Annotated in this window: 23 protein-coding genes; 12 read left to right on the forward strand and 11 right to left on the reverse strand. The window is 71.7% G+C overall.

The window, feature by feature from the left end; genetic code table 11:
* Position 1 precedes the first annotated feature (1 nt).
* Complete coding sequence (locus tag AB0N81_RS11295; RefSeq protein WP_365357536.1) at positions 2–952, forward strand: TauD/TfdA family dioxygenase; 951 nt, start codon at positions 2–4, stop codon at positions 950–952.
* A 10-nt stretch (positions 953–962) separates the two neighbouring features.
* Here AB0N81_RS11295 and AB0N81_RS11300 read toward each other — a convergent pair whose 3' ends face one another.
* A complete protein-coding gene (locus AB0N81_RS11300; RefSeq protein WP_365357537.1) occupies positions 963–1,469 on the reverse strand; it encodes a GNAT family N-acetyltransferase in 507 nt (168 codons plus the stop codon).
* 157 nt (positions 1,470–1,626) lie between these two features.
* Between AB0N81_RS11300 and AB0N81_RS11305 the strand changes: the two genes are divergently transcribed.
* The 3 genes from AB0N81_RS11305 to AB0N81_RS11315 all read left to right on the forward strand — a co-directional run bounded on the left by AB0N81_RS11305 (position 1,627) and on the right by AB0N81_RS11315 (position 4,821).
* On the forward strand, positions 1,627–3,003 hold the full coding sequence (locus AB0N81_RS11305; protein ID WP_365357538.1) for a S41 family peptidase: 1,377 nt from the start codon (positions 1,627–1,629) through the stop codon (positions 3,001–3,003).
* Between the two features lie 142 nt (positions 3,004–3,145).
* Positions 3,146–4,351, forward strand: coding sequence for a CoA transferase (locus AB0N81_RS11310; RefSeq protein WP_365357539.1), 1,206 nt, complete (start codon positions 3,146–3,148; stop codon positions 4,349–4,351).
* A gap of 47 nt (positions 4,352–4,398) precedes the next feature.
* Entirely contained in the window at positions 4,399–4,821 is a 423-nt protein-coding gene (locus tag AB0N81_RS11315) for a hypothetical protein (protein WP_365357540.1), read from the forward strand.
* On the opposite strand, the gene AB0N81_RS11320 is transcribed toward AB0N81_RS11315, so the two are convergent.
* The 3 genes from AB0N81_RS11320 to AB0N81_RS11330 form a co-directional block, all read right to left on the reverse strand.
* Entirely contained in the window at positions 4,806–5,534 is a 729-nt protein-coding gene (locus tag AB0N81_RS11320; protein ID WP_365357541.1) for a cupin, read from the reverse strand. The genes AB0N81_RS11315 and AB0N81_RS11320 overlap by 16 nt on opposite strands.
* Positions 5,535–5,681: 147 nt before the next feature.
* Positions 5,682–6,122: a subtilase-type protease inhibitor gene (locus tag AB0N81_RS11325; RefSeq protein WP_365357542.1), complete on the reverse strand. Its 441-nt coding sequence runs from the start codon at positions 6,120–6,122 to the stop codon at positions 5,682–5,684.
* A gap of 322 nt (positions 6,123–6,444) precedes the next feature.
* Positions 6,445–7,599, reverse strand: coding sequence for a diaminopropionate ammonia-lyase (locus tag AB0N81_RS11330; RefSeq protein WP_365357543.1), 1,155 nt, complete (start codon positions 7,597–7,599; stop codon positions 6,445–6,447).
* A gap of 302 nt (positions 7,600–7,901) precedes the next feature.
* On the opposite strand from AB0N81_RS11330, the gene AB0N81_RS11335 reads away from it, so the two are divergent.
* Positions 7,902–8,036 carry a hypothetical protein gene (locus AB0N81_RS11335; protein WP_365357544.1) on the forward strand — a complete coding sequence of 45 codons (135 nt, stop codon included), beginning with the start codon at positions 7,902–7,904 and terminating at the stop codon, positions 8,034–8,036.
* Between the two features lie 12 nt (positions 8,037–8,048).
* Here the strand turns inward: AB0N81_RS11335 and AB0N81_RS11340 are convergent, their stop codons facing one another.
* On the reverse strand, positions 8,049–8,492 hold the full coding sequence (locus AB0N81_RS11340) for a DUF3093 family protein (RefSeq protein ID WP_365357545.1): 444 nt from the start codon (positions 8,490–8,492) through the stop codon (positions 8,049–8,051).
* 152 nt (positions 8,493–8,644) lie between these two features.
* Here AB0N81_RS11340 and AB0N81_RS11345 point away from each other — a divergent pair, with 152 nt between their 5' ends.
* Entirely contained in the window at positions 8,645–11,467 is a 2,823-nt protein-coding gene (locus AB0N81_RS11345; RefSeq protein WP_365357546.1) for a hypothetical protein, read from the forward strand.
* A gap of 12 nt (positions 11,468–11,479) precedes the next feature.
* On the opposite strand, the gene AB0N81_RS11350 is transcribed toward AB0N81_RS11345, so the two are convergent.
* Positions 11,480–12,442 (reverse strand): S41 family peptidase, encoded by a 963-nt coding sequence (locus AB0N81_RS11350; RefSeq protein WP_365357547.1) that lies wholly within the window; start codon positions 12,440–12,442, stop codon positions 11,480–11,482.
* 58 nt (positions 12,443–12,500) lie between these two features.
* On the opposite strand from AB0N81_RS11350, the gene AB0N81_RS11355 reads away from it, so the two are divergent.
* Together AB0N81_RS11355 and AB0N81_RS11360 are read left to right on the forward strand one after the other, a co-directional pair.
* Positions 12,501–13,085 carry a winged helix-turn-helix domain-containing protein gene (locus AB0N81_RS11355; RefSeq protein ID WP_365357548.1) on the forward strand — a complete coding sequence of 195 codons (585 nt, stop codon included), beginning with the start codon at positions 12,501–12,503 and terminating at the stop codon, positions 13,083–13,085.
* A gap of 115 nt (positions 13,086–13,200) precedes the next feature.
* Positions 13,201–13,698, forward strand: a complete 498-nt coding sequence (locus tag AB0N81_RS11360; RefSeq protein WP_365357549.1) for a GNAT family N-acetyltransferase — start codon at positions 13,201–13,203, stop codon at positions 13,696–13,698.
* A 76-nt stretch (positions 13,699–13,774) separates the two neighbouring features.
* Here the strand turns inward: AB0N81_RS11360 and AB0N81_RS11365 are convergent, their stop codons facing one another.
* Complete coding sequence (locus AB0N81_RS11365; RefSeq protein WP_365357550.1) at positions 13,775–14,608, reverse strand: hypothetical protein; 834 nt, start codon at positions 14,606–14,608, stop codon at positions 13,775–13,777.
* Between the two features lie 152 nt (positions 14,609–14,760).
* Here AB0N81_RS11365 and AB0N81_RS11370 point away from each other — a divergent pair, with 152 nt between their 5' ends.
* Positions 14,761–15,528, forward strand: coding sequence for a class I SAM-dependent methyltransferase (locus tag AB0N81_RS11370; protein WP_365357551.1), 768 nt, complete (start codon positions 14,761–14,763; stop codon positions 15,526–15,528).
* 12 nt (positions 15,529–15,540) lie between these two features.
* Here the strand turns inward: AB0N81_RS11370 and AB0N81_RS11375 are convergent, their stop codons facing one another.
* Together AB0N81_RS11375 and AB0N81_RS11380 are read right to left on the reverse strand one after the other, a co-directional pair.
* Entirely contained in the window at positions 15,541–16,017 is a 477-nt protein-coding gene (locus AB0N81_RS11375) for a VOC family protein (RefSeq protein WP_365357552.1), read from the reverse strand.
* A 126-nt stretch (positions 16,018–16,143) separates the two neighbouring features.
* Positions 16,144–16,929 carry an arylamine N-acetyltransferase gene (locus AB0N81_RS11380; protein ID WP_365357553.1) on the reverse strand — a complete coding sequence of 262 codons (786 nt, stop codon included), beginning with the start codon at positions 16,927–16,929 and terminating at the stop codon, positions 16,144–16,146.
* Between the two features lie 366 nt (positions 16,930–17,295).
* On the opposite strand from AB0N81_RS11380, the gene AB0N81_RS11385 reads away from it, so the two are divergent.
* Positions 17,296–18,489, forward strand: a complete 1,194-nt coding sequence (locus tag AB0N81_RS11385) for an epoxide hydrolase family protein (RefSeq protein ID WP_365357554.1) — start codon at positions 17,296–17,298, stop codon at positions 18,487–18,489.
* A gap of 167 nt (positions 18,490–18,656) precedes the next feature.
* Here AB0N81_RS11385 and AB0N81_RS11390 read toward each other — a convergent pair whose 3' ends face one another.
* Positions 18,657–19,136, reverse strand: a complete 480-nt coding sequence (locus tag AB0N81_RS11390) for a hypothetical protein (RefSeq protein ID WP_365357555.1) — start codon at positions 19,134–19,136, stop codon at positions 18,657–18,659.
* Positions 19,137–19,228: 92 nt separating this feature from the next.
* Complete coding sequence (locus tag AB0N81_RS11395; protein WP_365357556.1) at positions 19,229–21,334, reverse strand: M6 family metalloprotease domain-containing protein; 2,106 nt, start codon at positions 21,332–21,334, stop codon at positions 19,229–19,231.
* 249 nt (positions 21,335–21,583) lie between these two features.
* Between AB0N81_RS11395 and AB0N81_RS11400 the strand changes: the two genes are divergently transcribed.
* Together AB0N81_RS11400 and AB0N81_RS11405 are read left to right on the forward strand one after the other, a co-directional pair.
* The gene (locus AB0N81_RS11400) at positions 21,584–23,002 is read left to right on the forward strand and encodes a tetratricopeptide repeat protein (protein WP_365357557.1); all 1,419 of its coding nucleotides are present in this window, start codon (positions 21,584–21,586) and stop codon (positions 23,000–23,002) included.
* Positions 23,003–23,356: 354 nt separating this feature from the next.
* On the forward strand, positions 23,357–25,576 hold the full coding sequence (locus tag AB0N81_RS11405; RefSeq protein WP_365357558.1) for an MMPL family transporter: 2,220 nt from the start codon (positions 23,357–23,359) through the stop codon (positions 25,574–25,576).
* Positions 25,577–25,759: the final 183 nt, after the last annotated feature.

A 25,759-nucleotide genomic window follows, 5' to 3' on the forward strand; every position in this document is an offset into this window, starting at 1 on the left:
CATGACTGTCTCGTCCGCCTCACCGCAGACCCCCGTGACCGCCGCCCTGCGCGAAGCACGTGTTCCCGCCGACGGCATGTACGAGGGCCGCCGCACCCTGCGCCGCCTGCCCGACGACTGGCAGGAGCGCCCCTACGAACTCTTCGACGTCGTGCCCCTGGGCCGCGTCATCGGCGCCGAGATCCGCGGCGTCGACCTCGCGCGACCGCTGACACCCGCCCTGCGCGAGGAGCTGAACCGCGCTCTGCTGGAGTGGAAGGTGCTCTTCTTCCGCGGCGCGGGCATCACCTCCGAGCAGCAGCGCGCCTTCGCCCTCAACTGGGGCGAACTGGAGACCAACCCGCTGCTCGCGCGCGGCTCCGCCGACGACGTCGTCCGCTTCGACAAGGGCGGCAGCGCCACACCCACGTACGAGAACGTCTGGCACGCCGACGTCACCTTCCGCGAACGCCCGGCCCTTGGCGCGGTGTTGCAGCTGCGCGAGGTGCCGCCGTTCGGCGGCGACACGATGTGGGCGGACATGGCGGCCGCGTACGACAACCTGCCCGACACCGTGAAGGCGCGCATCGACGGCGCGCACGCCGTGCACGACTTCATCCCCGGCTTCGCCCGCTTCTACGGCCCCGAGAAGCTCGCCCCGCTCCAGGAGGAGTTCCCGCCCGTCACCCACCCCGTGGTGCGCACGCACCCGGAGACCGGGCGGCGGATGCTCTTCGTCAACACCTCCTTCACCACGCACATCGTCGGCATGGAGCGCGAGGAGAGCGACCGGCTGCTCGGCCACCTCGTGCGGCAGGCCCACGTGCCGGAGTACCAGGTGCGGTTCCACTGGCAGGCGGGCGACGTCGCCTTCTGGGACAACCGCGCCACCCAGCACTACGCCGTCGACGACTACGCCCCGCACCGGCGGGTCGCGGAGCGCGTCGCGATCGCGGGCGACCGGCCGTACTGACCGGGCCGCCTCAGGCCCGCAGTCTCAACTCCCAGCGGATCTCGCCGTCCTGGACCTCGTCCGTGGCGGCGAGTCCTGCCGCTCTCGCGACGGCCGCGGACGCCGCGTGAGAGGGGTGGACATGCGCGACGACCGTACGCACCCCCTGCCCCGCCAGCCAGTCCACCAGGCCACGGGCGGCCTCCGACGCGAAGCCACGCCCCTGCCAAGGCGTCCCGACCACCCAGGCGATCTCCGCAGGACCGTCCGAGGCGACGGTCGCCTGCACCGTCCCGACCAGACCCGGACGGTCCCCCTCACGGAGCCGCAACACCCAGTTGCACCAGGAGACGCCGGGATCGGGGGAGCCGGCGAGCATGCGCCGGTAGCGGGCGCGCAGCGCGTCGACGTCGTCGGGGGCGCCGCCGATGAACCGGTGCAGTGCCGGGTCGCCGAGCACGGCGGCCATCTCGTCGGCGTGCCCGACACGCAGCGGCACCCAGCCGAGCCGGGCCGTGCGGAACTCCGAGGCGATCATGGGTGCATTGTGCCTGGTCCGACGCGGAAGACGTCCGCCCCGGTAGTGGGGGGCTGGCCCCACCTTCGATCGACCGGGCAGCCGGATGGCCGGGAGTACGCCGTGTCGGCGACCGTGGGCCTGCCCGGAGCAAGTCCCCTACAGAGAAGACGAGAACGTGCGCATCGTCACGGCCACCGCCGTCGCACTGGCCCTCGCCGGCCAAGCCGCGCCGGCCGCCACCGCCCACCAGCCGACCACCGACGGAATCTGGCGCATGGACGGCTACGGCACAGTGCTGTCCATCCGGAACGGAACCCTCCAGGAGTACCAGACCACCGCCGTCAGCTGCGTCGAGGGCGACTCCGCACGGCGGACCGGCCCCGGCACCTACACCATGCCCGACGGCACGGTCCTCACCGTGCGCACCCAAGGCGGCGGCGACCGCGGGTCCATGCGGGCGGACGGCTCCGTCGGCGACCGGAACCTGCACCGTATCCCGGAGTTGCCCGACGCCTGCACGCGTCCTGGCGTCAAGGGCCCGCTCGCTGCCTTCGACGTCTTCTGGCAGTCCTTCGAGGAGAACTACCCCTTCTTCTCCGCCAAGGGCGTCGACTGGCACGCCCTGCGCGACCAGTACCGGCCCCAGGTGCATGCGAAGACGACCAGGGACGAGCTCTACGCCGTCTTCAGCGAGATGGTCAAGCCGCTCCGTGACGCCCACGTCGCCGTGCAGGACGGCGACCGCGTCTTCGCAAAGGTTCGCCCCGGCACCGTCCTGCCCACCGAAAAGCTGGACACCAAGGTCAAGAAGTTCATCGTGGCGCGCGACCTCGACGACGCCCGGAACCTCCAGGACTTCGCCAACGGGCGGATCACCTACGCCGACCTCCCCGGCGGGCAGGGTTATGTGCGGATCTCCGGCTTCGGCGGGTACGCGGGCGACGGCGCCCCCTACGCCGCCCAGCTGGCCGAGCTCGACAGGGCATTGGACACGGTCCTCAGCCGGGAGCGCACCCGGCGCCTGAAGGGCCTGATCATCGACCTGCGGATCAATGGCGGCGGCTCCGACGCCCTGGGAATCCACATCGCCGAGCGCCTCACCGACACCCCCTACCTCGCCTACTCCAAGCGGGCCCGCAACGACCCCGCCGACCCCACCCGGCACACTCGCCCTCAGCCCGCGTATGTCACGCCCTCCCAAGGGCCCCGTTACACCGGACCGGTCGCCGTACTGACCGGCGGCTCGACCGTCAGCGCGGGCGAGACGTTCACCCAGGCCCTCATGGGCCGGCCCGGCAAGACGGTCCGGATCGGGCAGCCCACACAGGGCGTCTTCTCGGACGTCATGCGGCGCAAGCTCCCCAACGGCATGGCCGCCTGGCTGCCGAACGAGGAGTTCCTGACCCGGGCGGGCAGCACCTTCGACGGCACGGGCATTCCGCCGCACTACACCGTGCCGGTCTTCACGAAGGAGGAGTTCGACAAGAAGAGGGACTCGGCCTTCGACAGGGCCCGGAACGTCCTGCGGAACCACGGCCGCACCACGAGCTGACGCATACACCAGCTCACCTGTACGCGCTCAGGGCCCGGCCCCCCCCCGGCCGCCCAGCGGCTCTTGACCGGCCGATCTTGCAACTCCTAGCCTCACGCGTATCCGGCTCGGACATCGCAGGTACGAACTGAGGCAGGCATCCATGGACTTCGCGCCGACCGAGGAGCAGGACCCGTCGCCCGGCACGCCCACCGCGGCCGCCACCTCCGACGGTGCCCTCGCCGGACTCAAGGTGCTCGACCTGTCCCGGGTCCTCGCCGGGCCCTACTGCGCACAGATGCTCGCCGACCACGGGGCCGACGTCATCAAGGTCGAACCCCCGGCCGGCGACGAGACCCGCGGCTGGGGCCCGCCGTTCGTCGCACCGGACACCTCCGCCTACTACCAGAACCTCAACCGCGGCAAGAAGAACATCGTCGTCGACCTGTCCGGGCCCCGGGGACGCGAGATCCTCGACACGCTGCTGCGCGGCACCGACGTCCTGGTCGAGAACTTCAAGGCGGGCACCCTCGCCAAGTGGGGCTACCCCGACGACGAGCTGCGGCGCCGCTTCCCCGCCCTCGTCCACTGCCGCGTCACCGGCTTCGGCACCGACGGGCCGCTCGGCGGACAGCCCGGCTACGACGCGGTGCTGCAGGCCTACGGCGGCCTCATGAGCGTCAACGGCGAGGCGGACGGGCCACCGCTGCGCGTCGGTGTCCCTGTCGTCGACCAGGTCACCGGAATCCTGGCCTTCTCCGGCATCCTGCTGGCCCTCCACGAACGTCACTGCTCCGGGCTCGGCCAGCTCGTCGACTGCACCCTCCTGGACACCGCGGTCAGCCTGCTCCACCCGCACTCGGCGTCCTGGCTCGCCGACGGCACCGTGCCGCGCCGCACCGGCTCCGCCCACCCCAGCATCGCCCCCTACGACGCCTTTACCGCAGTCGACGGGCCGCTGTTCGTCGCGGTCGGCAACGACCGGCAGTTCGCCGCCCTCGCGGACGTACTGGAACTCCCGGCCCTGGCTGAGGACCCGCGCTTTCGCACCAACCCGGACCGCGTACGCCACCAGCAGGAGCTGCGCGCCGCCCTGGAGAAGGCCATCGCTGCCCGCCCCCGCGCGGAGCTCACCGAGCTGCTCACGGCACGGGGCATCCCGGCCTCGCCCGTGCACGACGTCGCCGAGGCGCTGACCGCACCCCAGGTGCGCCACCGCGGCCTGGTCGTGGAGGACGGCGACTACCGCGGGCTCGCCTCGCCCGTGTCCCTGTCCCGCACACCGGCGCGGGTCCGGGGCGTGGTGCGGGCCGCGGGCGCGGACACGCACGAGGTGCTGGCGGCCCACGGGGTCGACGAGGAGGGGTGATTGTCAGAGGAGGGGTGACTGTCAGTGGCGGGTGCGAGGGTGACCGCATGACATCACTGCGACTCAGCGACATCGAGGCGGCTCTGCGGGAGAGTTGGGGTGCGGACACGTATCCGCCCGACTCGAAGAACAGTTGGCCGCCGGACAACCCCGCCCGGGGCCAGTGCGGCGTCACCGCGTTGGTGCTGCACGATCTCCTGGGCGGTGAGCTCATATGCGGTGAGGTGCGCGTCGACGGGGTGCGCACGGACTACCACTGGTGGAACCGTCTGGGCCAGGGCGTCGAGATCGACCTGACGCGCGAACAGTTCGCACCGGAGGAGATCGTGACGGCCGGTGCCGTCGTCGTGCGGCCACCCGAGATCCGCCGCTGCCGCGAGGAGTACGCTCTGCTGCGCTCCAGAGTCCTGCGGAGACTGGAAGAGCTGGCCCAAGAGAGGGAGGCGGCGCGCGCTCACGCCACGTCGTAGACGTCGAGCCGCCCGCACATCCCGAACCTGCCGCGCACCGAAGGCTGTTCGGCCCGCACGGCAGCGCGCGCCAGGTATCCGGCGTCACCGTGCTCCAGGCGGTCGAGGTGCGCCCCGGTCGCCTCCGCCGCGGCGGCCGCCCCGGCCCGCCAGCGCTCCCGCCACTGTGCCGCCAGCGGCCGCACCAGCGCGGCCGCTGCCCGGTGGAACGCGGCCAGCGGCTCCGGGTCCCCGGCCTCCGTGGCCTCCCGGAGCGCGGTGAACCCCTCGACGGCAAGGTCGCGGCGGCGCCGGGCCGCGGCTGCCAGCTCCGCCTCGCTCCCGTCGGCGGGCAGGGCGACGGCGGCACGGTAGGTGTCGGGGTCGGCGAGCAGCGGCGGCGGCAGCGTGAGGACGGCGTCCCCCGCCTCGGGCAGGCCGCAGTTCTGCATGAGGACGTTGATGGTCAAGTCGCCCTCGTTGACCAGCCGGTGGATGGTGCCGGGCGTGAACCACACCAGGGCGCCGGGTGCGAGCGGGGTCCGCAGGAAGCCGTCGGCGGTCAGGGTCTGCACGGCGCCGGTGCCGCCGGTCACCGCGTAACCCTCCGAACAGGTCAGGTGGAGGTGGGGAGTTCCCCCGCGCAGACGGTCGGCGGCCGGCCAGTCGTACACGCGCAGCCGCGAGACTCCGATGCCGCCGGGAAGTCCTTCGTACGGGACGGGCTGGTTCACCGTGTACTCCTCGCGACGCGCGGGTGAAAACGAAAACACTACGGCCCCCGGTGTCACCCGACACCGGGGGCCGCCCCGCGTCCCGGCAGCCTTCCCCCACGAAAGGTCACCGGGACTCCCTTGAGTGTGGTTCAGGGACTGGTCCCGTCAGAAGGAAAGCGCGGCGCTCTCCCCGAGACCAGCCTTCATCTCACACTGGTTCGCGAAGGTGCTGGACCAGTTGACGTGCTTGCCGTTCCAGACCCCGCTGACGCTGACGGTCATCGGACGCCACTCCTTGGTGCAGATGGCGTCCGGAGCGGTGGTGACGAGCGCGGCGAACTGGCCGTTCACCTTGGTGAGTTCGGCGCACGCGGCGGCCGCCGCGGGGTGGGTGCCCGCGGGACGCGGCGCACAGGTGAGTGTCACGGCGCGCTCCACCGCGGCGGAGCCGGCGTCCTCGCCCTGGCCGACCGTCAACACCAGGGCGGACGGCGCGTAGAGGCTCTGGGTCTTCGGGGCCTCGGCGTGCGCGGTGCCTGCTGTCGCGGCGAGGACGCAGGCGGCCGCCGCGGCGGCTGATCCTACGGCCTTGAGGGTGCGACGCATGGTGGACTCTCCTTCGATCGATGCGGTTGGTGACTGCGTTGAGGAGTCTTGCCGGTGCGGAGAGTGAGTGCCATCCGGATGGTCGATTTCCGGATGTGGCGTTCCGGTGAGCGGTGACCGTACGATCGTTCGGGCAGCTCAGGGGGCGTGGGAGCGGTTCCGTTTCACGTGTCCAGTATGTGGACGGATGGTGTTGGTGTAACCGAGAACCACCGTCTGACCTGCGGAAATGTAAAATTGGTTCTGTGTTAGACGATCTGCATCGTCCGGAAATCGTCGTTGAACGGCGGCATTACCTTTCGAATCGATGGCATTTAGGTGTCTAAAGCCACGGATTGGCGGCCGCTCCCTCGGTGCTGATGAGGGCGACCGTGGCCTCGGGTCCGATCCCCAGGGCGGCGCGGCGCTCTCCGCTTCCGGCGCCGGTGAGGGCGGCGCGCACACCTGCCGATGACGCGGCGCCGCACGGACCGGACGGAACGCCCAGGTCTGTCAGGCCGCGCATGGCCGACAGGGCGTCGGCGTCCGTGACGGCGACCGCCGCGTCCAGGCCGTCGCGCAGTACGGGCCAGGCCAGGGCGGAGGGTGTGCCGCAGTTCAGCCCGGCCATGGCCGTGACGCCGGTCGGCACGCTGGTGAGTCGTCCCGCGAGAAGGCTCTCCAGGACGCAGGCGGCCCCGACGGGCTCCACGGAGAGCAGGGCGGGAGGGGCGGGAGGGGTGGGGTCGGGGGAGGACTGCGCGGGCGGTCCGCCGCGGTAGTGCGTGACGGCGGCCTGGGCGAGCGACCCGACCCCCACGGGGACGGCGACCATGGAGGGCGACCGCACGCCTGCGGCGTCCAGTTGGTCGTCGACCTCGGCGAACAAGGTCTCGTAGCCCCCGACGATCAGTGACGGAATCTCCTCGTACCCGTCCCACGCCATGTCCTGGACGAGCACCGTGTCCGGCGCCCCGGCCGCCGCCTTCGCCGCGCGCACGGCCACGTCGTACGACCCGGCCACCACCGTGACCTCGGCGCCCTCGGCCTCGATGGCGGCGGCCGCCGCGCAGTGCACGCCGTCGGGCACGAAGACGTGCGCCCGCAGGCCGAGTTGTCCGGCCGTACGGGCCACGGCCCGGCCGTGATTGCCGTCGGTGGCCGTGACGAGCCGCAAAGGCCGCGCGCCGGTGGCTTGGGGTGTGCTGTTCGCGTGGCGCGCCAGAATGCGGTCGATCGCCCAGGACGCGCCGAGCGCCTTGAAGGCGGGCAGTCCGAGTCGCGACGACTCGTCCTTCACGAAGACCCTCGACACGCCGAACGCCGTGGCCAGCGCGGGGAGTTCGTGCAGTGGGGTCGGCGCGTATCCGGGCAGGGAGGCGTGGAAGGCGCGGGCGTCCGGCGTCGGAGGGGCGCAGGTCCACGTGCGGGCGGCGGGCCGCGCGTACCAGGTGAGCGGGGTGGGCGAGCCGGGCACGGAGTCAGTCTCTTGATCCATCACACGACCAGCCTGCGGCCCCATGCCTTCACGGGGCCAGCGCAATACGCCTACGAGGGCACGGGCTTCCCCTGGTGGTCGACGAAGTGGAGGCCGCGCTCGATCCGGTGGCGCTCGATTGTCTCCGCCCCGCCCGGAATGCTCTCCTCCACGCTGAGATCGGAGTCGGGGCCCCGAGTTCGGTGCGCACCCAGCCGGGGTCCATGAGCAGCAGTGTCCGTGCCCGTCGAGTCGCTGGAGATGACCGACCCGGAGCAGATCTCCGCACTACGCGACCGCCTGCGAATCTCGTCTACCCGCGCGTGACCGACGCGCTGCCCGTCGAGACCTGCCATGCGGTACCGGAGGCCGACCGCACCGGTGTCGTGCGGGACTTCCTGGACATCGCCACCACGACTCTGCGCGGGCGCGGGCACGCCGTCGCCTCCGGAGACTGACGGCCCGGCGGATCAGCCCCGGGAGAACGCCAGCACGGCCGCCAGGTTCATCGGCTGCCGCGTCGACACATAGACGTACGGCGCGCCTCCCCAGGAGTTCCGCAGTTCGATGCGCAGCGCCGTGGGGACGTAGGACCGCAGGAGCAGCAGCGCGTACGGATTCGCCCTGACCGTGCGCCACTCGAAGGCCTCCCGTTCGTCGAGGATCTCCGTCGCGCCGAGCGCCTCGATGGGGATGGTCCGCTTGCCGACGACGAGGGAGCCCGGCGTCACCAGGATGCGCACGCTGCCGTGCAGGTGCACGAGCGTGGCGGAGACCGCCATGCCGACCGTGGCCGCGATCACCGCGGCGAGCACGCCGAAGGGAATGGCCGCCACGGCCAGCCCGACTCCGCCCAGCACCACCAGTCCCCACCAGGAGCGGGGGACGCTCAGCCGCTCTTCGTAGATGTGCATGACCGCATCCTGGCAGGCGCGCGCGGTCGCACGGGCGGGGGGCCCGCCTCTTGCCGCCCGTGCGTCCCACGAGGCAACTCTTGGCCATTTATTCCCGTCATCGAAAGCGTAAGCGGGGCACGTGAGTTCGGATGCGTGCTCCGGAGTGAGTGATGACGAGGAGAATCACGTTGAGACGTGTCGCACGAGTGGCGACCGCGGCATTGGCGGTGCTCGCCCTGGCGGCGGTGTCGCCGGGCGCCGCGCAGGCCGCACCGTCCGCCGACCCGCCAGTGCCCGGGCCGCCCCCGGCGCCCGCGTCGGCCGGAGACGACGGCAAGGGCCTGCCGGAAGGCTGGCGGCTGGCCGGGGAAGGCGCGGGGAAGCAGTTGGTGTGGGCCTCGCCCGACCCGGTCCCCATGGGTGACGCGCGGGTCGAGTTCTATGCCGGGGACAAGCTCCTCGGCCATCCCGTGGCAGCACAGGACCGGCGCTCGTTCCGGCTGCCGCTGCACGGCGCGCGCATCGGTCCCGCGAAGCAGCTGAAGGTGCTGGCCGCCGGGCGCCGCCTGGACGAGGCCGGGACCGGAGCGGAGTCGCGCGGCCCGCGCCGCGCCCCCTCCGCACGGCCCGCGACACCCCCGCCCGCGAACAGCGTCGACCCCGGGAAGCCGGGCCGCTACCGCACCGCCACCGGCGCGTACACGCTCAAGTCGGTACAACTGCCCGGGTTCCCGGCGCCGGTGGAGATGAAGGCCAGCGTGACCGGCCCCGTCGACGCCCCCGGCAAGCGGCCGCTGGCCCTGTTCCTGCACGGCCGCCACTACACCTGCTACGGCGCCGGAGACGGACAGGGCATGGGATGGCCCTGCACGTCAGGCACGAAGCCGGTGCCGAGCCACAAGGGCTACCAGCGCGCCCAGAAGCTCCTGGCCTCCCAGGGATACGTCACCGTGTCCATCGCCGCCAACGGCATCAACGGCCAGGACGACGTCGCCGAGGACGGCGGCGCCCAGGCCCGCTCCTCGTTGGTGCGGCTGCACCTCGCCCGCTGGGCGGACTGGGCCGAGAAGCGGTCCACCGCCCCGGCCGCGGTGCGCGCCGTCGCGCCCGCCGACCTGTCCCGCGTGCTCCTCGTCGGACACTCCCGGGGCGGCGAGGGCGTCAACCGCGCCGCGCTGGACAGCCTCACCCGCCCGCCCGCCGACCAGGACGGCTACCGCGGCCCGGTCCGCTGGAAGATCCGCGGCAACGTGCTCATAGGCCCCACCGTCTTCGGCCAGAACCCGGCCCCCGACGTGCCTTCCACGACGATCCTGCCGGGCTGCGACGGAGACGTGTCCGACCTCCAGGGCGAGCTCTACGTCGACGGAACGCGCGGCGTCAGCCGCGGCGCCGCCCTGCACAGCGCGGTGTACATGGTCGGCGCCAACCACAACTTCTTCAACAGTGAGTGGACCCCGGGGCAGGCGACCGCACCCGCCGAGGACGACTTCCCGTCCGACGAGACATCCGACCCGGTGTGCTCGAAGGGCACCGGCACCCGGCTGACCGCCTCGCAGCAGCAGGCCGCCGGAGCCACGTACATAGCCGCCTCGGCCCGGCTGTTCCTCGCGGGCGACGACCGGGTGCGCCCCCTCCTCGACGGTTCCGGCCGGCGCGCTCCCTCCGCGGACCCCGCGCGGGTGCTGACCCACGCCGTCGGCGCGCACCGCACCCAGGCCCTGCTGCCCGGCGCCTCGACCACCGTCAAGGGCGGGCGGCTGTGCGACCAGGTCGCTGCCGACGAGGCCAGTGCCTGCCTGCCGTCGGCGACGGCTGGGAACTCACCGCACTTCGCGCGCTGGGAGATCTCACCGGAACCCGGCCGGAACGCGGTGGCGATGCGCTGGTCGAGGGCGGGGGACCCGGTGCGGGTCAGCCCCGCGCGGCCCGTCTCCCTGGCGGGCGCCAAGAACGTGGCGCTGCGCCTGATCGTGCCGCCCAACACCACAGGGACGCGGCTCGACGTCTCCCTCGTCGACGCGTCGGGCCACCGGGCGAAGCTCGGCCGGGTCAGCGTCGACGGGCTCCCCGGCAGTGACCGGACCGCCTCCTACTGGGGGCGTGAGGTGCGCGTACCGCTGTCGGCGGCGGCCCGGGACACCCTGGACCTCAAGCACGTGAAGACCCTGGAACTCACCCCGCGCAGCCGCTCGGGCAAGGCGTGGCTGATGGACGCCTGGAGCTGGCGCCCCGGCACCCCGGCGGTCGAGGCACAACGGCTGCCGCGCGTCGACATCGGCCGGCTGACCGTCGACGAAGGCGACTCCGGAGTGCGCACGTACCGCGTTCCGGTGCGCGTCTCGGGTGAGGGAAGCGGCAAGGTCAGGTTCTCCGTGCCCAAGACCGGCACGGACGAGATCACGCACAGGACGGTGACGGTACGTCCGGGCTCCAGCGTCGACGTGCCGGTCGAGGTGCGCGGTGACACCCGCTACGGCTACGACGTCGGGCACGACGCGTTGGTCAAGGCGGTGCACGGCGCGGTGGTCGGCTCCTACCGCGGTGGGGTGACGGCGCGGAACGACGACCCGATGCCGAAAATCACGCTCGAACCCGTCAAGGACCGGGTCACCGAGGGCAAGCCGCTGACGTGGCGGATGACGCTCTCGGAGCCCGTCGACGTGGACATGATGGCCGTCCTCTCCTTCCAGCCGGTCGGCGGCGGCACGGAACTGTCCACCCTCGACGTGGACCCGCGCTGGCTGGACAGCGAGTTCGGCGCGAAGCCCCGCCCGGAGCGGCCGCTGTCCAAGGTGACGGAGGAACAGGGACAAGGCGTGTTCGTCGTCGTACCCGCTGGTGAGAAGAGCGCCGAAGTGCGGGTGCCCACCGTCAAGGACGGGGTGAGGGAGCAGGAGGAGTCCCTGAAGGCCCAGCTCTACGTCTACGACGAGAACTGGGAGCCGCAGCCGGGCCCGACGGTCACCGGAACGGTGCGCGACGCCTCGTAGCGCGGAACGCGGTCAACTCAACGGTACGCCCGCCGGGTTGGCCGCGCCCGTGTGCGGCTCAGCGGTCCCTCCGTCGAGCCGCGCCAGCGCCAGTGCGTGCGCCCGGTCGAGAGCCTCGGAGGCGGCGCAGGGCACGTCGGGGCGAACGCCCGTGCCCTCCCAGTTGGTGCCCGACACGGGGTTGACCGCCCTGCCCACCGGGATGGTCGCCTCCAGGTGTGTGTGCACCGTCCAGCCCTCGCGCGGATGCGCCCCACCACTGGTCGTCTCGCCGACGACGACCGCCCGCCCCAACTGCTGCAGGTCGTAGGCGAGTTCCTCACCGGCGGAGAAGGTACGCCCGCTCGTCAGTATGTAGAGCGGCTTGTCGCCGCCGAAGCGGGCGCCCGGCACATGGGCGGGACTCCACGACTGTTCGAGGCGCTCACCGTCGCGCCAGTACATGGAGTTCAGATGGGTGCGCCGGTCCAGGAGGTGCCCGCATACGAACGCGACCGTGTCCGGATCGCCGCCCGTGTTGGCGCGCAGATCGAGGATCAGGGCGTCGGCCGGGGCGGCCAGAGTGAGCGCGGCCCCCAGGGGCTCGGCGCACCACGGCAGCGGGAACAGCGCCGGCGCCAGTTCGAGAAGTGCGACCCCGCCCGCCAGCAGCTCCACCCGGGGCGCGCCGCCCAGCGAGGCGTCGAACTTCTCACGCATGGCGGCCAGGGCGGCCGCGCCCTGCTCGGCGGGCACCGGCCGGTCGTGGTGCTTCAGGCGCAGATGAAGGTCACCGTTGAGGGACTGGAGGTCCGTGGTGACCAGGCGGGCCAGGTCGGCGGGGTCCTCGACGTCGTACGCGCCGTCGGCGAGGCGCAGGCGCAGCAGGGCGGCGAGACGCCCGGCCAGATCAGGGAACACGTAGTGGTCATCGACGAGTTGGGCGGTCGCCTCGACGACGGGGGCGACGCTGAGATGCTGCGTGATGGTGGTCATGGCAGGCGAGTAGAGCAGCCCTCTTCCTAAAGCGTCAAGAACATTAGACACTTGGCGCATGCCCGAGCACCCCCCACAGAGCCCGCCGTCCTCACAGAGCCCGCCGTCCTCACAAAGCCCATCGCCCGGACAGCCCCCGCCGCGCCAGGTCGTCGAGATCGAGTCGCCCGAACAGCACGCCGCGCTGGCACACCCCCTGCGGCAGCGCCTGCTCTTCTCGCTGGGGCACGAACCCGCCACCATCAGCGGGTTGGCGGTGCGCCTCGGCACGGCCAAGGGAAACGTGGCCCACCACCTGAAGGTGCTGCGCACCGCCGGGCTGGTCCGTGTCGCCGAGACCCGCAAGGTCAGGGGCGGCACCGAGCAGTACTACCAGCGGGTGGCCGAACGCATGGCCGTCGCCGAGCCGCGGACCGAGGGGACCGCCGCGATGCTCGGCGCCGTGGCCCAGGAGCTGGGGCGCTCCCCGCAGACCACCCTGTCCCTGCGCCATGTGCGGCTCAGCCCCGACAAGGCGCGGGAACTCGCCGAGACGCTCGCCCGGTTGGTCGACGAGGCCGAGGAGGACGCGGACGGGCAGCCGGTGCACGGCGTGCTGGTGGCGCTGTACGAGCAGGTGCGGCCGGACGCCGACCGACCGTGACGGCCCTCCGCTCGGAGAACCGCCGTCGTGCGGTATCGACCGCCCTGCGTGTCGTGGGGCATCGGCCACTCCTGCGTGTCGTGCGGGCGTCGACCGCCCTGCGTAAAGTTCTCGCATGTCCACCCCCACAACCGCCCCCGAACTGCAGCTCCTTCGCGCCGATCACGCCTCCACGCTGCTCGCCTTCGAGGAGGCGAACCGCGCCTACTTCGCCGCGACGGTTCCCGACCGCGGGGACGCCTTCTTCCGCGACTTCGACGCGCTGCTCGGGGCTCGTCTGGCCGAACAGGCCACGGGGGACTGTTTCTTCCACGTGCTGGTGGACGGAGGGGGCGCGATCCTCGGGCGGGCCAATCTCGTCGACGTCGCGGACGGCAGCGCCGAACTCGGCTACCGCATCGCGGAGAAGGCCGCGGGCCAGGGCCTTGCCACGTGGGCCGTCCGGCGGATCCGCACCCTCGCCGTCACCGCGTACGGCCTGACCGCGCTGCGAGCCGCGACGACGCTCGACAACCCCGGCTCGCGAGCCGTGCTCACCCGCACCGGATTCGTGCCTGTCGCGGACATCCGACTCGACGGCCGACCGGGGACCAGCTACGCCCTGACGCTCTGAGGCCCGCTCCGGGAGGCGGAGGAACCGGTCACCGGTCCTCCGCCTCCACGACCGCGGCGGCCGGGTCGGCGACAGGTCAGTCCGTGCGCGGCCGCGACTCGTGCAACCGCGTGTGATAGCGGCCCTCCGACTCGTGACCGGTGGGGTCCTCGCCCGCGAGGATCACTTGACGGACGGCGTCCCTGCGCTCCTCGGGGCTGGTGAAGAGCCGCTGCGTGTAGGTGCGCGACGAGTCCGTCACGGTGTCGAGGCCGTGCGCGGACAGGGTCTCGACGATGCGGCCGTAGGGCACCGTCCGCAGCACGAACGCGCTCACCCAGACCGGCAGCCGCGCACAGTCGAGCAGCGCGTCGAAGGTGCGGTGCGAGATGTAGCCGATGCCCCCGGTGACCGTGATCAGACCGGTGCGGGCGACCGCCTGGCTCAGCAGCCTGCTGGGCGGATGCCGCTCCAGGTTCTCGGCATACGCCTCGTCGAGCAGACCCGCGTCCAGCGCGTAGCGGGTGGCGTTCTCCGCCAGGTCGAGACCGATCACCGGGGTGGCGTCGGAGCGCCGCCGCGAGGCGTAGAACTCCTTGTCGCGCTCGACGAGTTCCTCCGGCGTGAGCGCGGCGGCCTCCGCCGAGGTGTAGTGCGCGTACAGGTCCGCGAGCGTGAGGTCGTGGTTGAGCAGGGCCGCGTTGATGCCGTACGAGCAGCACAGGTCGAGCACCGTCACGGGGCCCTCGCCGCCGGCGAGCCGCGCGCGCAGGTCACGGGTGCGGCGGAAGACCGCCTGGGCGTGCTGCGGGATCTCGTACTCGTAGGGCGCCAGCGTCCGGAAGTAGGCACGCGGGTCCGGCTGGTCGTAGATGTCGTCGAACCGGGTCTTGCCCGATGCGGTCCTTGTCCTGTGCCGGTCTGTGGCCATGAGGTACCTCCGGGAGCGGGGAACGGGTCTGGGGCAGACGTGCACCTCTACCGGACCCTCGCCACCCCCCGATAGACCTCGTGGCGGTATCCGGCCACGGCACCGCCCCTCCATGGACCCGTGCGGCCACCCCGCTGACTACCCTGGAGCCGATGTTCTCCTCCCAGGGTCCCACGCTGCGTGAACTCGCCGTTCAGGCGTTCTCGTCCACCCAGCACGGGTACGACCTCCTCGCCCCGAAATTCGACCACACGCCCTTCCGCACGCCTGGCCGATTCCTGAGGGCGACAGCCGATGCGCTGAGCCCCTTCGGCCCCTTCGACGCGGGCCTCGACGTGTGCTGCGGAACCGGCGCCGGCGTCCGGACACTGCTGCCCCTGTGCCGCGCGCGGGTCACCGGCGTGGACTTCAGCGCGGGGATGCTGGCGGCCGCCGCGGAAGCGGTCCCGGGGTCGGGGCGGGGACCGGGGCCGGGGAGGGGGTCGGGACCGGGGCTTGATGGGCCCGCGGTCGAGTGGGTGCGGGCCGACGCCCGCGCCCTGCCGTTCTCCGGGGGCTTCGACCTCGCCGTCAGCTTCGGGGCGTTCGGCCACTTCCTGCCCTCCGAGCGGCCCGCCCTGTTCGCCGGCGTCCATCGGGCGCTGCGCCCCGGCGGCCTCTTCGCGTTCCCGATCGGAGCCCCGCAGCCCCTCACCTCCCCCTGGTACTGGGCGCTCCTCGGCTTCGACGGAGTGATGCGCGCGCGAAACCTCCTGTGGCGTCCGCCGTTCGTCATGTACTACCGGACCTTCCCGCTCGGCGGAGTGCGCGAGGACCTCGTCGACGCGGGCTTCGACGTGCGGCTCCGGCCTCTGGAGGAGTTCGGGCGGCGCCCCGACGGCAGCCCGCACTGGCGCCTCGTGGTGGCGAGGAGGGCGTAGCCGCGCGACCCGCTACGCCTTGCCGTCTGCCGCCGCGCGGAGCGCCGCCACATCGAGCTTCCCCATGCCGAGCATCGCCCGCATGGCGCGCTGCGCCCGCTCCGCGTCCGGGTCGGCGAGGAGCTCGCCGAGCGCGGTGGGCACGACCTGCCAGGACAGCCCGAACTTGTCCTTGAGCCACCCGCAGGGCCCCTCGTCGCCGCCCGCGGAGAGCTTCGTCCAGTAGTAGTCGACCTCTTCCTGGTCGGCGCAGTCGATCTGGAAGGAGACGGCCTCGTCGAAGGTGAACTCCGGCCCGCCGTTGATCGCCGTGTAGGGCTGGCCGTCGAGCGAGAACTCCACGGTCAGGACGGTCCCGGCGGGGCGCGGACCCGCCTCTCCGTAGTACGAGATGTTGCTGATCCTGGAGTTCGGGAAGACCGACACGTAGAACTTCGCTGCTTCCTCGCTCTGCTGGTCGAACCAGAGGCTGGGCGTGATCCTGGGCATGGCGCTCTCCTGTCGCGTACGCGGCGGTCCTGTCCGGTTTCCCTGTCCGCTTTCGCTGTCTGCCTCTATGGACTGTCGTACCGCCCGGAACTCATCGCCATACGGCGACCGGATCGTCCCCGCCGGTCACATCGCCTTTCTCAGCTGCGGCTCGCGGTCCAGCACGATGCCGAAATGCCGGTCGTACGCCGCGAGCACCTCCGCCTCCGTGGTGAGCTCCGCCGTCCGCCGCTCGCCGTCCACCGTCGTCGTCAGGGTGCGCCCGCCGAGGGTGACCCGGCCGCCGGTGTCGGTGACGCGGGAACAGACCAGGGACCGGGTGAAGTGGGAGTCGGGCGACGTGCGGTGGTACCAGGCGCCCACCTTGAAGTCGGCCAGCGCGCGCGGGCGCAGGTCGACCAGATACTGCGGCTTGCCGTCCTTGACGACCTCCAGGTCACCCTCCGCGGTCTCCGCGAGACGGAAGGCACCGCCGGGGTCACTCTGCTCGTCCCGGTCGGCGAAGGCGAGCGGCAGATGGCTGTGGGCGCCGAAGCCGACGTCCGCGAGCCAGTCCCCGCCGTCCTCGGTGCGCACGCGCAGAGCGAGGTGGTCGAAGGGGATGCCGGGCTGCCCGGCGTCGTCGTACACCCGGGCCTGAAGCAGCGTGACGTCGAAGCCGAGAGCTGTCAGGAGGGCGGCGAAGGCGCCGTTGAGCTCGTAGCAGAAGCCACCCCTGCGCGCGTCCACCACCTTCGCCACCAGAGCCTTGCCGGTCAGCTCGATGTCCTCGCCGAGGTGCACCGAGAGGTTCTCGAAGGGAACGCTGCGCAGATGCGCCAGATGCAGGTCGCACAGGGCCCGCGTCGTGGGGGCGGCGGGGCGTCCGGTGCCGATGCGCCGCAGGTAGGCGTCGATCTGTTCGGTGTCCATGGGGACCAGTGTGGAGGCGGGTGCCGCGCCACGACCACGGCCCCCGGTCGGCGCCCGTACGGTCCGTCGGACCTAGGACCTCCGGACGAGGCGATGACGAGGGGATTTTCCGGGTGACACGCGGTCGTACGTGTGTATGATCACCGGCGAAGCGCGCGCCGAAGCCGGTGTCGTGCGACACGAGAGACGCAAGGACACGAGAGACGCGAGGAGGTGAGCCCGATGACCGCGCGGCACAGCACGCAGCACCCCGTCCGGGCCCTCCTGACCGCAGTCCGCGTCCACAGCCTCGTCTGACGTCCCTACGTCCGGGGTACGACGCGGCCGCCGGGAGCGCCCCCTCCTGAGCGAAGGAACCGAACCACCGTGAACGCCACGCCTTTCCAGGTCTCCGTACCGGACGACGTCCTCGACGACCTGCGCACGCGCCTTCGGCGCACCCTTTTCACCGCGGCCTCCGACCCCGCCTACTGGGCTGCGGGCACCGACCCCGGCTACTTGCGGGAGATCGTCGCCTACTGGGCGGACGGCTTCGACTGGCGCGCCGCCGAAGCCGCGCTCAACACGTTCCCGCACCGCGTCGCCGACGTCGCGGGCTCCCGCGTGCACTTCGTGCACGTGCGCGGAGTGCGGCCCGAGGGCGCCCCCGCGCCGCTGCCGCTGATCCTGAGCCACGGCTGGCCGAGCAGCTATGTCGAGATGCTGCCCCTCGCGCGGCGCCTCGCCGACCCGGGCAGCCACGGCGGCGACCCCGCCGACGCGTTCGACGTGGTGGTGCCCTCCCTGCCCGGCTTCCTCCATTCCGCCCTGCCCGAGGGTCCGTTCACGCGCAGAGGCGTCGCGGGCATCTGGCACGAGCTGATGACGCGGACCCTCGGCTACCGCCGCTTCGGTGCCTTCGGCGGCGACATCGGGGGAGGCGTCACCCAGTGGCTCGGCGCCCTCCACCCCGACGAGGTCGTGGGCGTGCACATCACCTCCGCGGTGGTCTCCGCCGACTTCGACGTGCGGCCCCCGACCGTCGAGGAGCGGGCCTACCTCGACCACCTCGACGCGTACGACGCCGACGACCAGGGCTACAGCGAGATCATGTGCACCCGGCCCGACACGATCGCCGCCGCGCTGCGGGACTCCCCGGCCGGCCTGCTCGCCTGGATCATCGACAAGTACCGCGACTGGAGCGACTGCGACGGCGACCTCGAAAGGCGCTGGGACAAGGACACACTGCTGACCGTCGCGACCCTCTACTGGGCCACCGGCAGCATCGGCTCGTCCTTCCGCCAGTACTACGACTACGTACGGCACAACACGCCCGTCCCACCCATCACCGTGCCCGGCGCCGTCACGCTCAGCCACGAACCGGCCTTCGCGCACTACCCGAAGAGCCTCGCCGAACGCGTCTTCACGGACCTGCGCCACTGGAGCACCCCGCACAACGGAGGCCACTTCATGGCACACGAGGAACCGGACCAGGTGGCACACGAACTGCGCGAGTTCTTCCGCCCCTTGCGGCTCAATACCCGTGGGACTTCATCCCGGCTCCCCGACCACCAGGGCTGAAGTCCGGCCGGATCGGCATCGCGGTTATGACTGCGATGCCGATCCGAGGGCGGGAGCTGCCTGCACGGCCTGCACATGGGTACGGCCGACGGGCGCGCCGCCCGTCGGCCGTGCCGCCCACTCACGCCGCGAACCGCTCGGCGTCGTGCCACCGACGCCCTTTGACCTCATCTCTCTCCGGGCCTCGTCGCCGCCAGGTCGCTCCGCATCAGGCCGCGCAGGACGGCGAGGTTCTCCTCGAGCTCCATGCGGGCCTCGTACGCGACGGCGTCGTCCGGGGCTCTGCCGGCCGCGTAGTGATCGCGCAGATGGCGCATGGACCAGAACGCCTCCTTGGCGGCGGCTTCGACGTCGGGCCGCGCTACGAGGCGCAGACGTTCCAAGGCGGCGTGAGCGCCCGCGGACCTGAACGCCTCGCGCGTCGCGGATTCCCGTCCCGCGTCGCTCTGGTGGTCACCGAGACTGACGGCACGGATGGCTTCGCCGGCGTCGTTCATGGCTGTCATGAACGACGCGTATGCCTCTCTTCGGACTTCGAGGGCCCGGTCGGCCAGTTCTCGGCGCCGGCGATCGCGGTCCGCGATGACGGTGGCCGTGATGCCGATCGCCGCACCGATGACGGTCGCCACCACGGAGCTCCAGTCCACGGGTTCAGCGTGGCGGAGGTGTGGGCCGGGCGCCAGGGAGGTGCGGGCCGTCGCCCGCACCTCCGTGGTCCCGCGGGGTCGCGGGGGTGCTGTCAGTGGCCGCCCCTCTTCGACAGGGAGCAGGTGGCCTTCGCGGTTTTGTGCGGGTCGCTCACCGAGCGGGCGGTGAGGGTGAGGTGGCCGCGCGGGCCGGCCTTAGGTGTGGCGGTGACGGCGACGTCGACGTCCACCGTCGCGCCCGCCCTGGCGGTGGCCAACTCGTTCGGCAGCCATGCGGACCAGCCGCGGCCCGAGGCCTTGGCGGAGAGCCGGTAGACGTCGGAGTCGAGATAGCGGGCGGCGTTCTCGGGGTGCTCGCCCGGCGGATCGGACAGGGCACGGCCGGTGTTGGTCAGCGGGAAGGTGCAGGTGGCGCGGCTCTTGACGGGGTCTCCCGCCGCCTCGCCCCGGCGCAGCGCGGTCCCGCGGCGCTGCGGGCCCGCGCCGTCAAGGGACTTGACGGCGATGGTGTACGACAGCACGCCCGAGCGGCCGCGCCGGATGTCGGTGACGTAGAAGTGCAGGCGGTTGGCGCGGTCGACGTACTCGTAGGAACTGCCGGAGTCCGCTCCGGCGTGGAAGAGCGCGTCGCTGAGCTGGCGGTAGTCGCCCATGGTGATCTTCTGCGGGGTGCCGTCGGGGCGCGTGAAGTCCACCATGTCGATGTCCTCGGGGTGGGCGTCGATCACCCAGGCGAACGGGGCCTTGTCCTCGTTCTTGGTCTTGGTGATCAGTACTCCGTTGTCCGGGGTGAAGGAGTCCATGCCCATGCGGTCCACCACCTCGACGGTGTAGTTCTGGTAGCCGCCGCCGTCGCACAGCGGGTCGGTGTCACGGTCGCAGGCGGGAGACAGGTCCCGCGACATGGCGATGTTGACGCCGGACAGGCCCTTCGCGCCGGGCGGCGCGGAGCGGGCGGTGACCTTGGCGACGGCCATGCCGGACTCGTCGAGCGCGTCGCGGTCCAGGCGCAGCACGTTCTTCTCGTCCACGATGTCCAGCTCGAGCTTGTCGCGCAGGATGTGCTGGGAGCCCATCGAGCCGCCTTCGGTGGCGGGGATCTTCCAGCGGGTGTGCGGCCCGCCAGGGCCGTTGAACGAGCCGCGCGAGAGCATGCTCCAGATGCCGGTGTAGGCGCGGCTCAGGGGCTTGCCGTAGGGGTTGTTGTAGTTGTCGCCGATGCCCAGGATGTGGCTGAGCTCGTGGGCGTACACCCCCATGCCCGAGCTCTCGGCCTGGGTGGAGGACCCGTCGGTGGCGTTGGGCCAGATACGGGCGGCGGCCTGCCAGGAGGTCCACGGGACGTAGCGGGTGGCGGCGGAGTTGCCGCCGGAGGCGATGGGGGCGGGCGGCCCCCAGGCGGCAGGCACCTGCCCTTCGGAGCCGAACTTCATCTGGCCGAACTCCTGCCAGGTGGAGGACTCGTCCTGCCCCGCGGTGAGGTAGAAGACGAAGTCGAAGGAGGCCGCCTTCTTCTCGCCGACCTCGGCGACCCAGGCCGCCCTGGCGTTGGTGCGGATGTCCTTGCCGCAGGTGGTGCCGGACGGGCAGGCGCCGGGGTTCATGCCGGGTTCGATGCCGTACTGGAAGGACTTGAACGGCATGCGGTACACGCCGAAGGCATCCAGGTCGACGCCGACGCGCCCGCCGGAGTCCTCCATCCAGTACTCGTTGATGGTGTGGCCGCGGTTCAGCGCGCCGGGCTTGTTGAGGAAGTCCTCGTAGAACTGGGGGAGTTGCTCGCGCGGGACGTCGGAGGCGGAGGGCTGCGGATTGCCGAAGACGCTCGAACCGGGCGGCCCGCTGACGGTGAACCCCTCGTCGGGGTAGTCGAGGAGCACCAGAGCGCCCCTTATGGTCCGATCGGTGGGTTCGACGCCGGGATCGGCCCAGTCGGTGCCGGGCACGGAGCGGTACTCGCTCCAGGTCATGTCGTCGGGGTTGCGCCAGTTCTGCGGGTCGATGGGTTTCACCAGGGACGGTGTGGCCTGGCCGGCCTCAGCGGCGCGGCCGCTCTCGTCGGGCGTCGCCCGGGCGGTGCCGATGGCGGCGGCGGCCAGTGCGGCGAGGACGGTGGCGACGACTGTGGCGCGACGGGCCGGGCCGCGGCGCGGACGGGCGGGGCGCCCGCGCGCGGGACGTCTGTGACGGAGGAACATGGCTCACCTCGTGCCTCTTGCCGGGACCAGATGGACAAGTGCGTGACAAGCCGTGCGAGTGGTGCGTCAACCGCTGCCAAGGTAGGCCGCCCGAAGCGGTGATGCCAGAGTGCCTCCAGGGCGTTCCCGTGACGGAGTGCGAACCGGTCACGGTGCGTCAAGTTCCTTCGACACGGGAAGGATTGGTTTCCTGTCGCTCAGCGGGCCGCACACCGGCCGCTCAGTGCCTCCCTGCGGAAGGAGCCGATCATGGCAGGCGACCGGCACGGTCACCCGATGTCGCGCACCAGCGCCGAAGCCGTGGACCACTACGAGCGCGCGCTGGAACATCTGCTGTTCTTCCGCGCCGAGGTGGCCGACGCGTCACGCCAGGTGCTCACCGCCGCACCACGCTCGGTCATGGGCCACGTCCTGGCCGCCCACCTCGGCCTGCTAGGCACCGAGGAGAAGGACGCCGCCGACGCCCGCACCACCTTCGAGCGCTTCAGGGAACACGTGCACCGCGGGGAGATGACGCCGCGCGAGCGGATGCATGTCGCCGCCGCCACCGCGTGGCTGAAGGGCGACATCCACCACGCGGGCCGGCTCCTCGGCGAGATCTCCGTGGAGTACCCGCGGGACGTGCTCGCCCTGGCGGTCGGCCACCAGATCGACTTCTTCACCGGCGACGCGGCACGGCTGCGTGACCGCGTCGGCGGCGCCCTGTCCGCCTGGGACACGGCGGACCCGCACTACGGCCCCGTCCTCGGCATGTACGCCTTCGGCCTGGAGGAAGCCGGCCACTACGAGAAGGCCAGGGACACGGGCCTGGAGGCCGTCGAGCGCGGGCCGCGCGACGTGTGGGCCATCCACGCCGTGGTGCACACCTACGAGATGCAGGGGCGGTTCGCCGACGGCATCCGCTACCTCGACGCCCGCGCCGAGGACTGGGCGACGGGCAACTACCTGAACGTCCACAACTGGTGGCACTACTGCCTCTACGCCCTGGAGGCCGGCGACGTCCCGCGCGTACTGGAGATCTACGACGCCGCCCTGCACCACGCGGGATCGACCGGCGCGGCGATGGAGCTCCTGGACGCGGCGGCCCTGCTGTGGCGGCTGCACCTCGCGGGCCAGGACGCGGGGGACAGGTGGCAGCGGCTCGCCGACGCCTGGGCCGCCCGCCACGACGGCGCGTACTACGCCTTCAACGACGTGCACGCGGTGATGGCGTACACCGGCGCGGGCCGCACCGCCGCGGCCGAACGCCTGGTGCGCGAGCGCGAGCGGTACGTCGCGGACAGCGGGCCACGCCTGTCCAACCACGCCATGACCGCGGACGTCGGACTGCCCGTGTGCCGTGCGCTGATCGCCTTCGGGCAGCACCACTACGACCGGGCCGTCGACCTCCTCCTCCCCGTACGGCACCGCCTGGGCGAGTACGGCGGGAGTCATGCCCAGCGCGACGCCGTGCACAAGACCCTGCTGGAGGCCGCGCTGCGCGCGGGCCGCCACGGACTGGCCCGCACACTGCTGAGCGAGCGCATCAGTCTCCGCCCCGTCTGCCCGTACAACTGGCTGGCCCGTGCGCGCCTGGCCGACGAGCTCGGCGAGGGTGCGCAGGCCGCCGTGGCCCGCGCCAGGGCGGCAGATCAGGCAGCCGAGGGGGCGGTGGCCCTCAAGCGCTGAGGCACCGGCTCCGGCGATCGAGCGGCCCACAATGCGTGTGTAGTGCAGATATGCCGACCGAGCTGGAGCGGGACAAAAGGGGAGCCGAAAATTCCGCGCCAATGATGAAGAAACCGTTGACACGTGACTGCACCCTGTGAACTAGAAAAGGAGATCGGCTCTCCTCCCATGGGATGACTCTGCGCGCAGCGCAGTACAGCGCCCGTGGGCCAATAGTCCGGCTCGCAGGCGGACTTACTCCCCCCAAACGGCAGTGAGTATGGAGAGGAATCCTGCTGGACCCGCTGACGTGCGCCGATCGCACCGGCAGAGGGTCGTCCACGCCTGCCGAACCCGACGGGAGTCCCTTTCGCCGTGGCTACGTTCCTGTACAAACTAGGCCGCCTCGCCTTCCGGCGACGCCGCTATGTGGCGTTGCTCTGGGTAGCGCTGATGGCCGGTGCCATCTTCGCCGCCTCGGCCGCCCCCGCCGCGCCCGAAGACTCCTTCTCGATGCCGGGAACGGAATCGCAGAAGGCCTTCGACCGACTCGAGGAGCGCTTCCCCGACGCCAGCGCCGACGGAGCGAGCGCTCGCGTCGTCATCCGTGCCCCCGAGGGCGAGAAGCTCACCGAGGGACTGCCCAAGGGCGAGGTCGACCGACTGGTCGCGGCGATAGGCAAGGGCCCGCAGGTGGCCGGCGTCGACGACCCCTACGAGGCCAAGGCCGTCAGCAAGGACGGCACCACCGCCTATGCGTCGGTCACCTACAAGGTGCCCGCCACCGAGCTCACCGACGAGGCCCGTGACGCGCTCGTCGCGGCGACCGACAAGACCCGCGACGCGGGCTTCACGGTCGAGACCGGCGGCGACGCCATCATGGCCGAGCAGGAGCTGGGCGGCAGTGCCGAACTCATCGGCATCGCGATCTCCGCGGTCGTCCTGATGCTCACCTTCGGCTCGCTGGTCGCCGCGGGCATGCCGCTGCTGACCGCGATCATCGGCGTGGGCATCGGCATCTCCGGCATCGCGGCACTCGGCAGCGTCCTGGACCTCTCCGCCACGACCTCCACGCTCGCGATGATGATCGGCCTCGCCGTCGGCATCGACTACGCCCTCTTCATCGTCTCCCGCTACCGAGCGGAGATAGCCGAGGGCCGCGAACCGGAGGAAGCCGCGGGCCGGGCCACCGGAACCGCAGGCTCCGCAGTCGTGTTCGCCGGCCTCACCGTCGTCGTCGCCCTCTCGGGGCTCGCGATCGTCAACATCCCGATCCTGACCAAGATGGGTCTGGCCGCCGCGGCCACCGTCGTGATCGCCGTCCTCATCGCGCTCACCATGATCCCCGCGCTGCTCGGTTTCGCCGGCCGGAAGGTGCTGCGCCGCAAGGACCGCAAGAAGTCCGCCAGCGAGCTCCAGGACCCGAACGCCAAGCCGAAGCTCGGTACCCGCTGGGCGCGCTTCGTGCTGCGCCACCCGCTCTCCGTGCTCCTGGTCGCCGTCGTCGGCCTCGGCGCCGTGGCCGTCCCGGCCGCCAGCCTGGAGCTCGGCCTGCCCGACGAGGGCTCGTCGGCGCCGGACAGCACGCAGCGCAAGGCGTACGACATGCTGTCGGACTCCTTCGGTGCCGGCTTCAACGGCCCGCTGATGATCACCATCAGCAAGGACGCCGACGCCGCGGGAGCCGCCAAGACCGTCGGCGACTCGATCGCCAAGATCGACGGCGTCGCCGCCGTGACGCCCGCCCAGCCCAACAAGGCCGGCGACACCGCGATCATGAACGTCGTCCCGGAGACCGGGCCGAGCGACAGCGAGACCGAGGAACTGGTCAAGTCGATCCGCTCGGCCGCCGACGGCCTCGGGTCCGACACCGGCTCCGAGATCCTGGTCACCGGCCAGACCGCGATGACCATCGACTTCTCGCAGACCCTGGACGACGCGCTCCTGCCGTACCTCGGCCTGGTCGTCGGCCTGGCGTTCCTGCTCCTGATGCTGGTCTTCCGCTCGGTCCTGGTCCCCCTCAAGGCGGCGCTCGGCTTCCTGCTCTCGGTGGCCGCCGCGCTCGGCGCCGTGGTCGCGGTCTTCCAGTGGGGCTGGCTCGCGGACATCGTGGGTGTCGAACAGCCCGGCCCGATCATGAGCATGATGCCGATCTTCATGATCGGTGTGGTCTTCGGCCTGGCGATGGACTACGAGGTCTTCCTCGTGACGCGGATGCGCGAGGCGTACGTCCACGGGGCGCGCGCGGGCGAGGCGGTCGTGACCGGCTTCACCCACGGCGGACGTGTCGTGGCCGCGGCCGCGATCATCATGATCAGCGTCTTCTCCGGCTTCATCATGGAGAACGACGACATGATCAAGATGATGGGCTTCGGCCTGGCGATCGCCGTCCTCTTCGACGCCTTCGTCGTCCGCATGGCGATCGTGCCCGCGGTCCTCGCCCTGCTCGGCAAGTCCGCCTGGTGGCTGCCGCGCTGGCTGGACAAGGCGCTCCCGAACGTCGACGTGGAGGGCGAGAAGCTCCACAAGAACCTCGGTGACACCGGGGCGCCCGAGGCCGAGACGGACCGGGAGCTCGAGCCTGTGGGCCGGTGACACCACGCCTTCCCAAGCGGGCGGGCCGGTCGGGACACCCCACGTGAGCAGTGGGAGGTGTTCCGACCGGCCCGCCCGGTCGTTTTCCCCCGGCCTCCCGGCCTCCCGGCCTCCCGGCCTCCCGGCCTCCCGGCCTCCCGGCCTCCCGGCCTCCCGGCCTCCCGGCCTCCCGGCCTCCCGGCC

This window comes from Streptomyces sp. NPDC093510, from assembly GCF_040683555.1.
Lineage (GTDB): Bacteria > Actinomycetota > Actinomycetes > Streptomycetales > Streptomycetaceae > Streptomyces.

What these genes read in the sequence shown, in the direction of transcription:
- AB0N81_RS11295 (WP_365357536.1), top strand. Translation starts at nt 2, where the DNA reads ATGACTGTCTCGTCCGCCTCACCGCAGACCCCCGTGACCGCCGCCCTG.
- AB0N81_RS11300 (WP_365357537.1), bottom strand. Translation starts at nt 1,469, where the DNA reads ATGATCGCCTCGGAGTTCCGCACGGCCCGGCTCGGCTGGGTGCCGCTG.
- AB0N81_RS11310 (WP_365357539.1), top strand. Translation starts at nt 3,146, where the DNA reads ATGGACTTCGCGCCGACCGAGGAGCAGGACCCGTCGCCCGGCACGCCC.
- AB0N81_RS11315 (WP_365357540.1), top strand. Translation starts at nt 4,399, where the DNA reads ATGACATCACTGCGACTCAGCGACATCGAGGCGGCTCTGCGGGAGAGT.
- AB0N81_RS11325 (WP_365357542.1), bottom strand. Translation starts at nt 6,122, where the DNA reads ATGCGTCGCACCCTCAAGGCCGTAGGATCAGCCGCCGCGGCGGCCGCC.
- AB0N81_RS11330 (WP_365357543.1), bottom strand. Translation starts at nt 7,599, where the DNA reads ATGGATCAAGAGACTGACTCCGTGCCCGGCTCGCCCACCCCGCTCACC.
- AB0N81_RS11340 (WP_365357545.1), bottom strand. Translation starts at nt 8,492, where the DNA reads ATGCACATCTACGAAGAGCGGCTGAGCGTCCCCCGCTCCTGGTGGGGA.
- AB0N81_RS11345 (WP_365357546.1), top strand. Translation starts at nt 8,645, where the DNA reads ATGACGAGGAGAATCACGTTGAGACGTGTCGCACGAGTGGCGACCGCG.
- AB0N81_RS11350 (WP_365357547.1), bottom strand. Translation starts at nt 12,442, where the DNA reads ATGACCACCATCACGCAGCATCTCAGCGTCGCCCCCGTCGTCGAGGCG.
- AB0N81_RS11355 (WP_365357548.1), top strand. Translation starts at nt 12,501, where the DNA reads ATGCCCGAGCACCCCCCACAGAGCCCGCCGTCCTCACAGAGCCCGCCG.
- AB0N81_RS11360 (WP_365357549.1), top strand. Translation starts at nt 13,201, where the DNA reads ATGTCCACCCCCACAACCGCCCCCGAACTGCAGCTCCTTCGCGCCGAT.
- AB0N81_RS11365 (WP_365357550.1), bottom strand. Translation starts at nt 14,608, where the DNA reads ATGGCCACAGACCGGCACAGGACAAGGACCGCATCGGGCAAGACCCGG.
- AB0N81_RS11370 (WP_365357551.1), top strand. Translation starts at nt 14,761, where the DNA reads ATGTTCTCCTCCCAGGGTCCCACGCTGCGTGAACTCGCCGTTCAGGCG.
- AB0N81_RS11375 (WP_365357552.1), bottom strand. Translation starts at nt 16,017, where the DNA reads ATGCCCAGGATCACGCCCAGCCTCTGGTTCGACCAGCAGAGCGAGGAA.
- AB0N81_RS11380 (WP_365357553.1), bottom strand. Translation starts at nt 16,929, where the DNA reads ATGGACACCGAACAGATCGACGCCTACCTGCGGCGCATCGGCACCGGA.
- AB0N81_RS11395 (WP_365357556.1), bottom strand. Translation starts at nt 21,334, where the DNA reads ATGTTCCTCCGTCACAGACGTCCCGCGCGCGGGCGCCCCGCCCGTCCG.
- AB0N81_RS11400 (WP_365357557.1), top strand. Translation starts at nt 21,584, where the DNA reads ATGGCAGGCGACCGGCACGGTCACCCGATGTCGCGCACCAGCGCCGAA.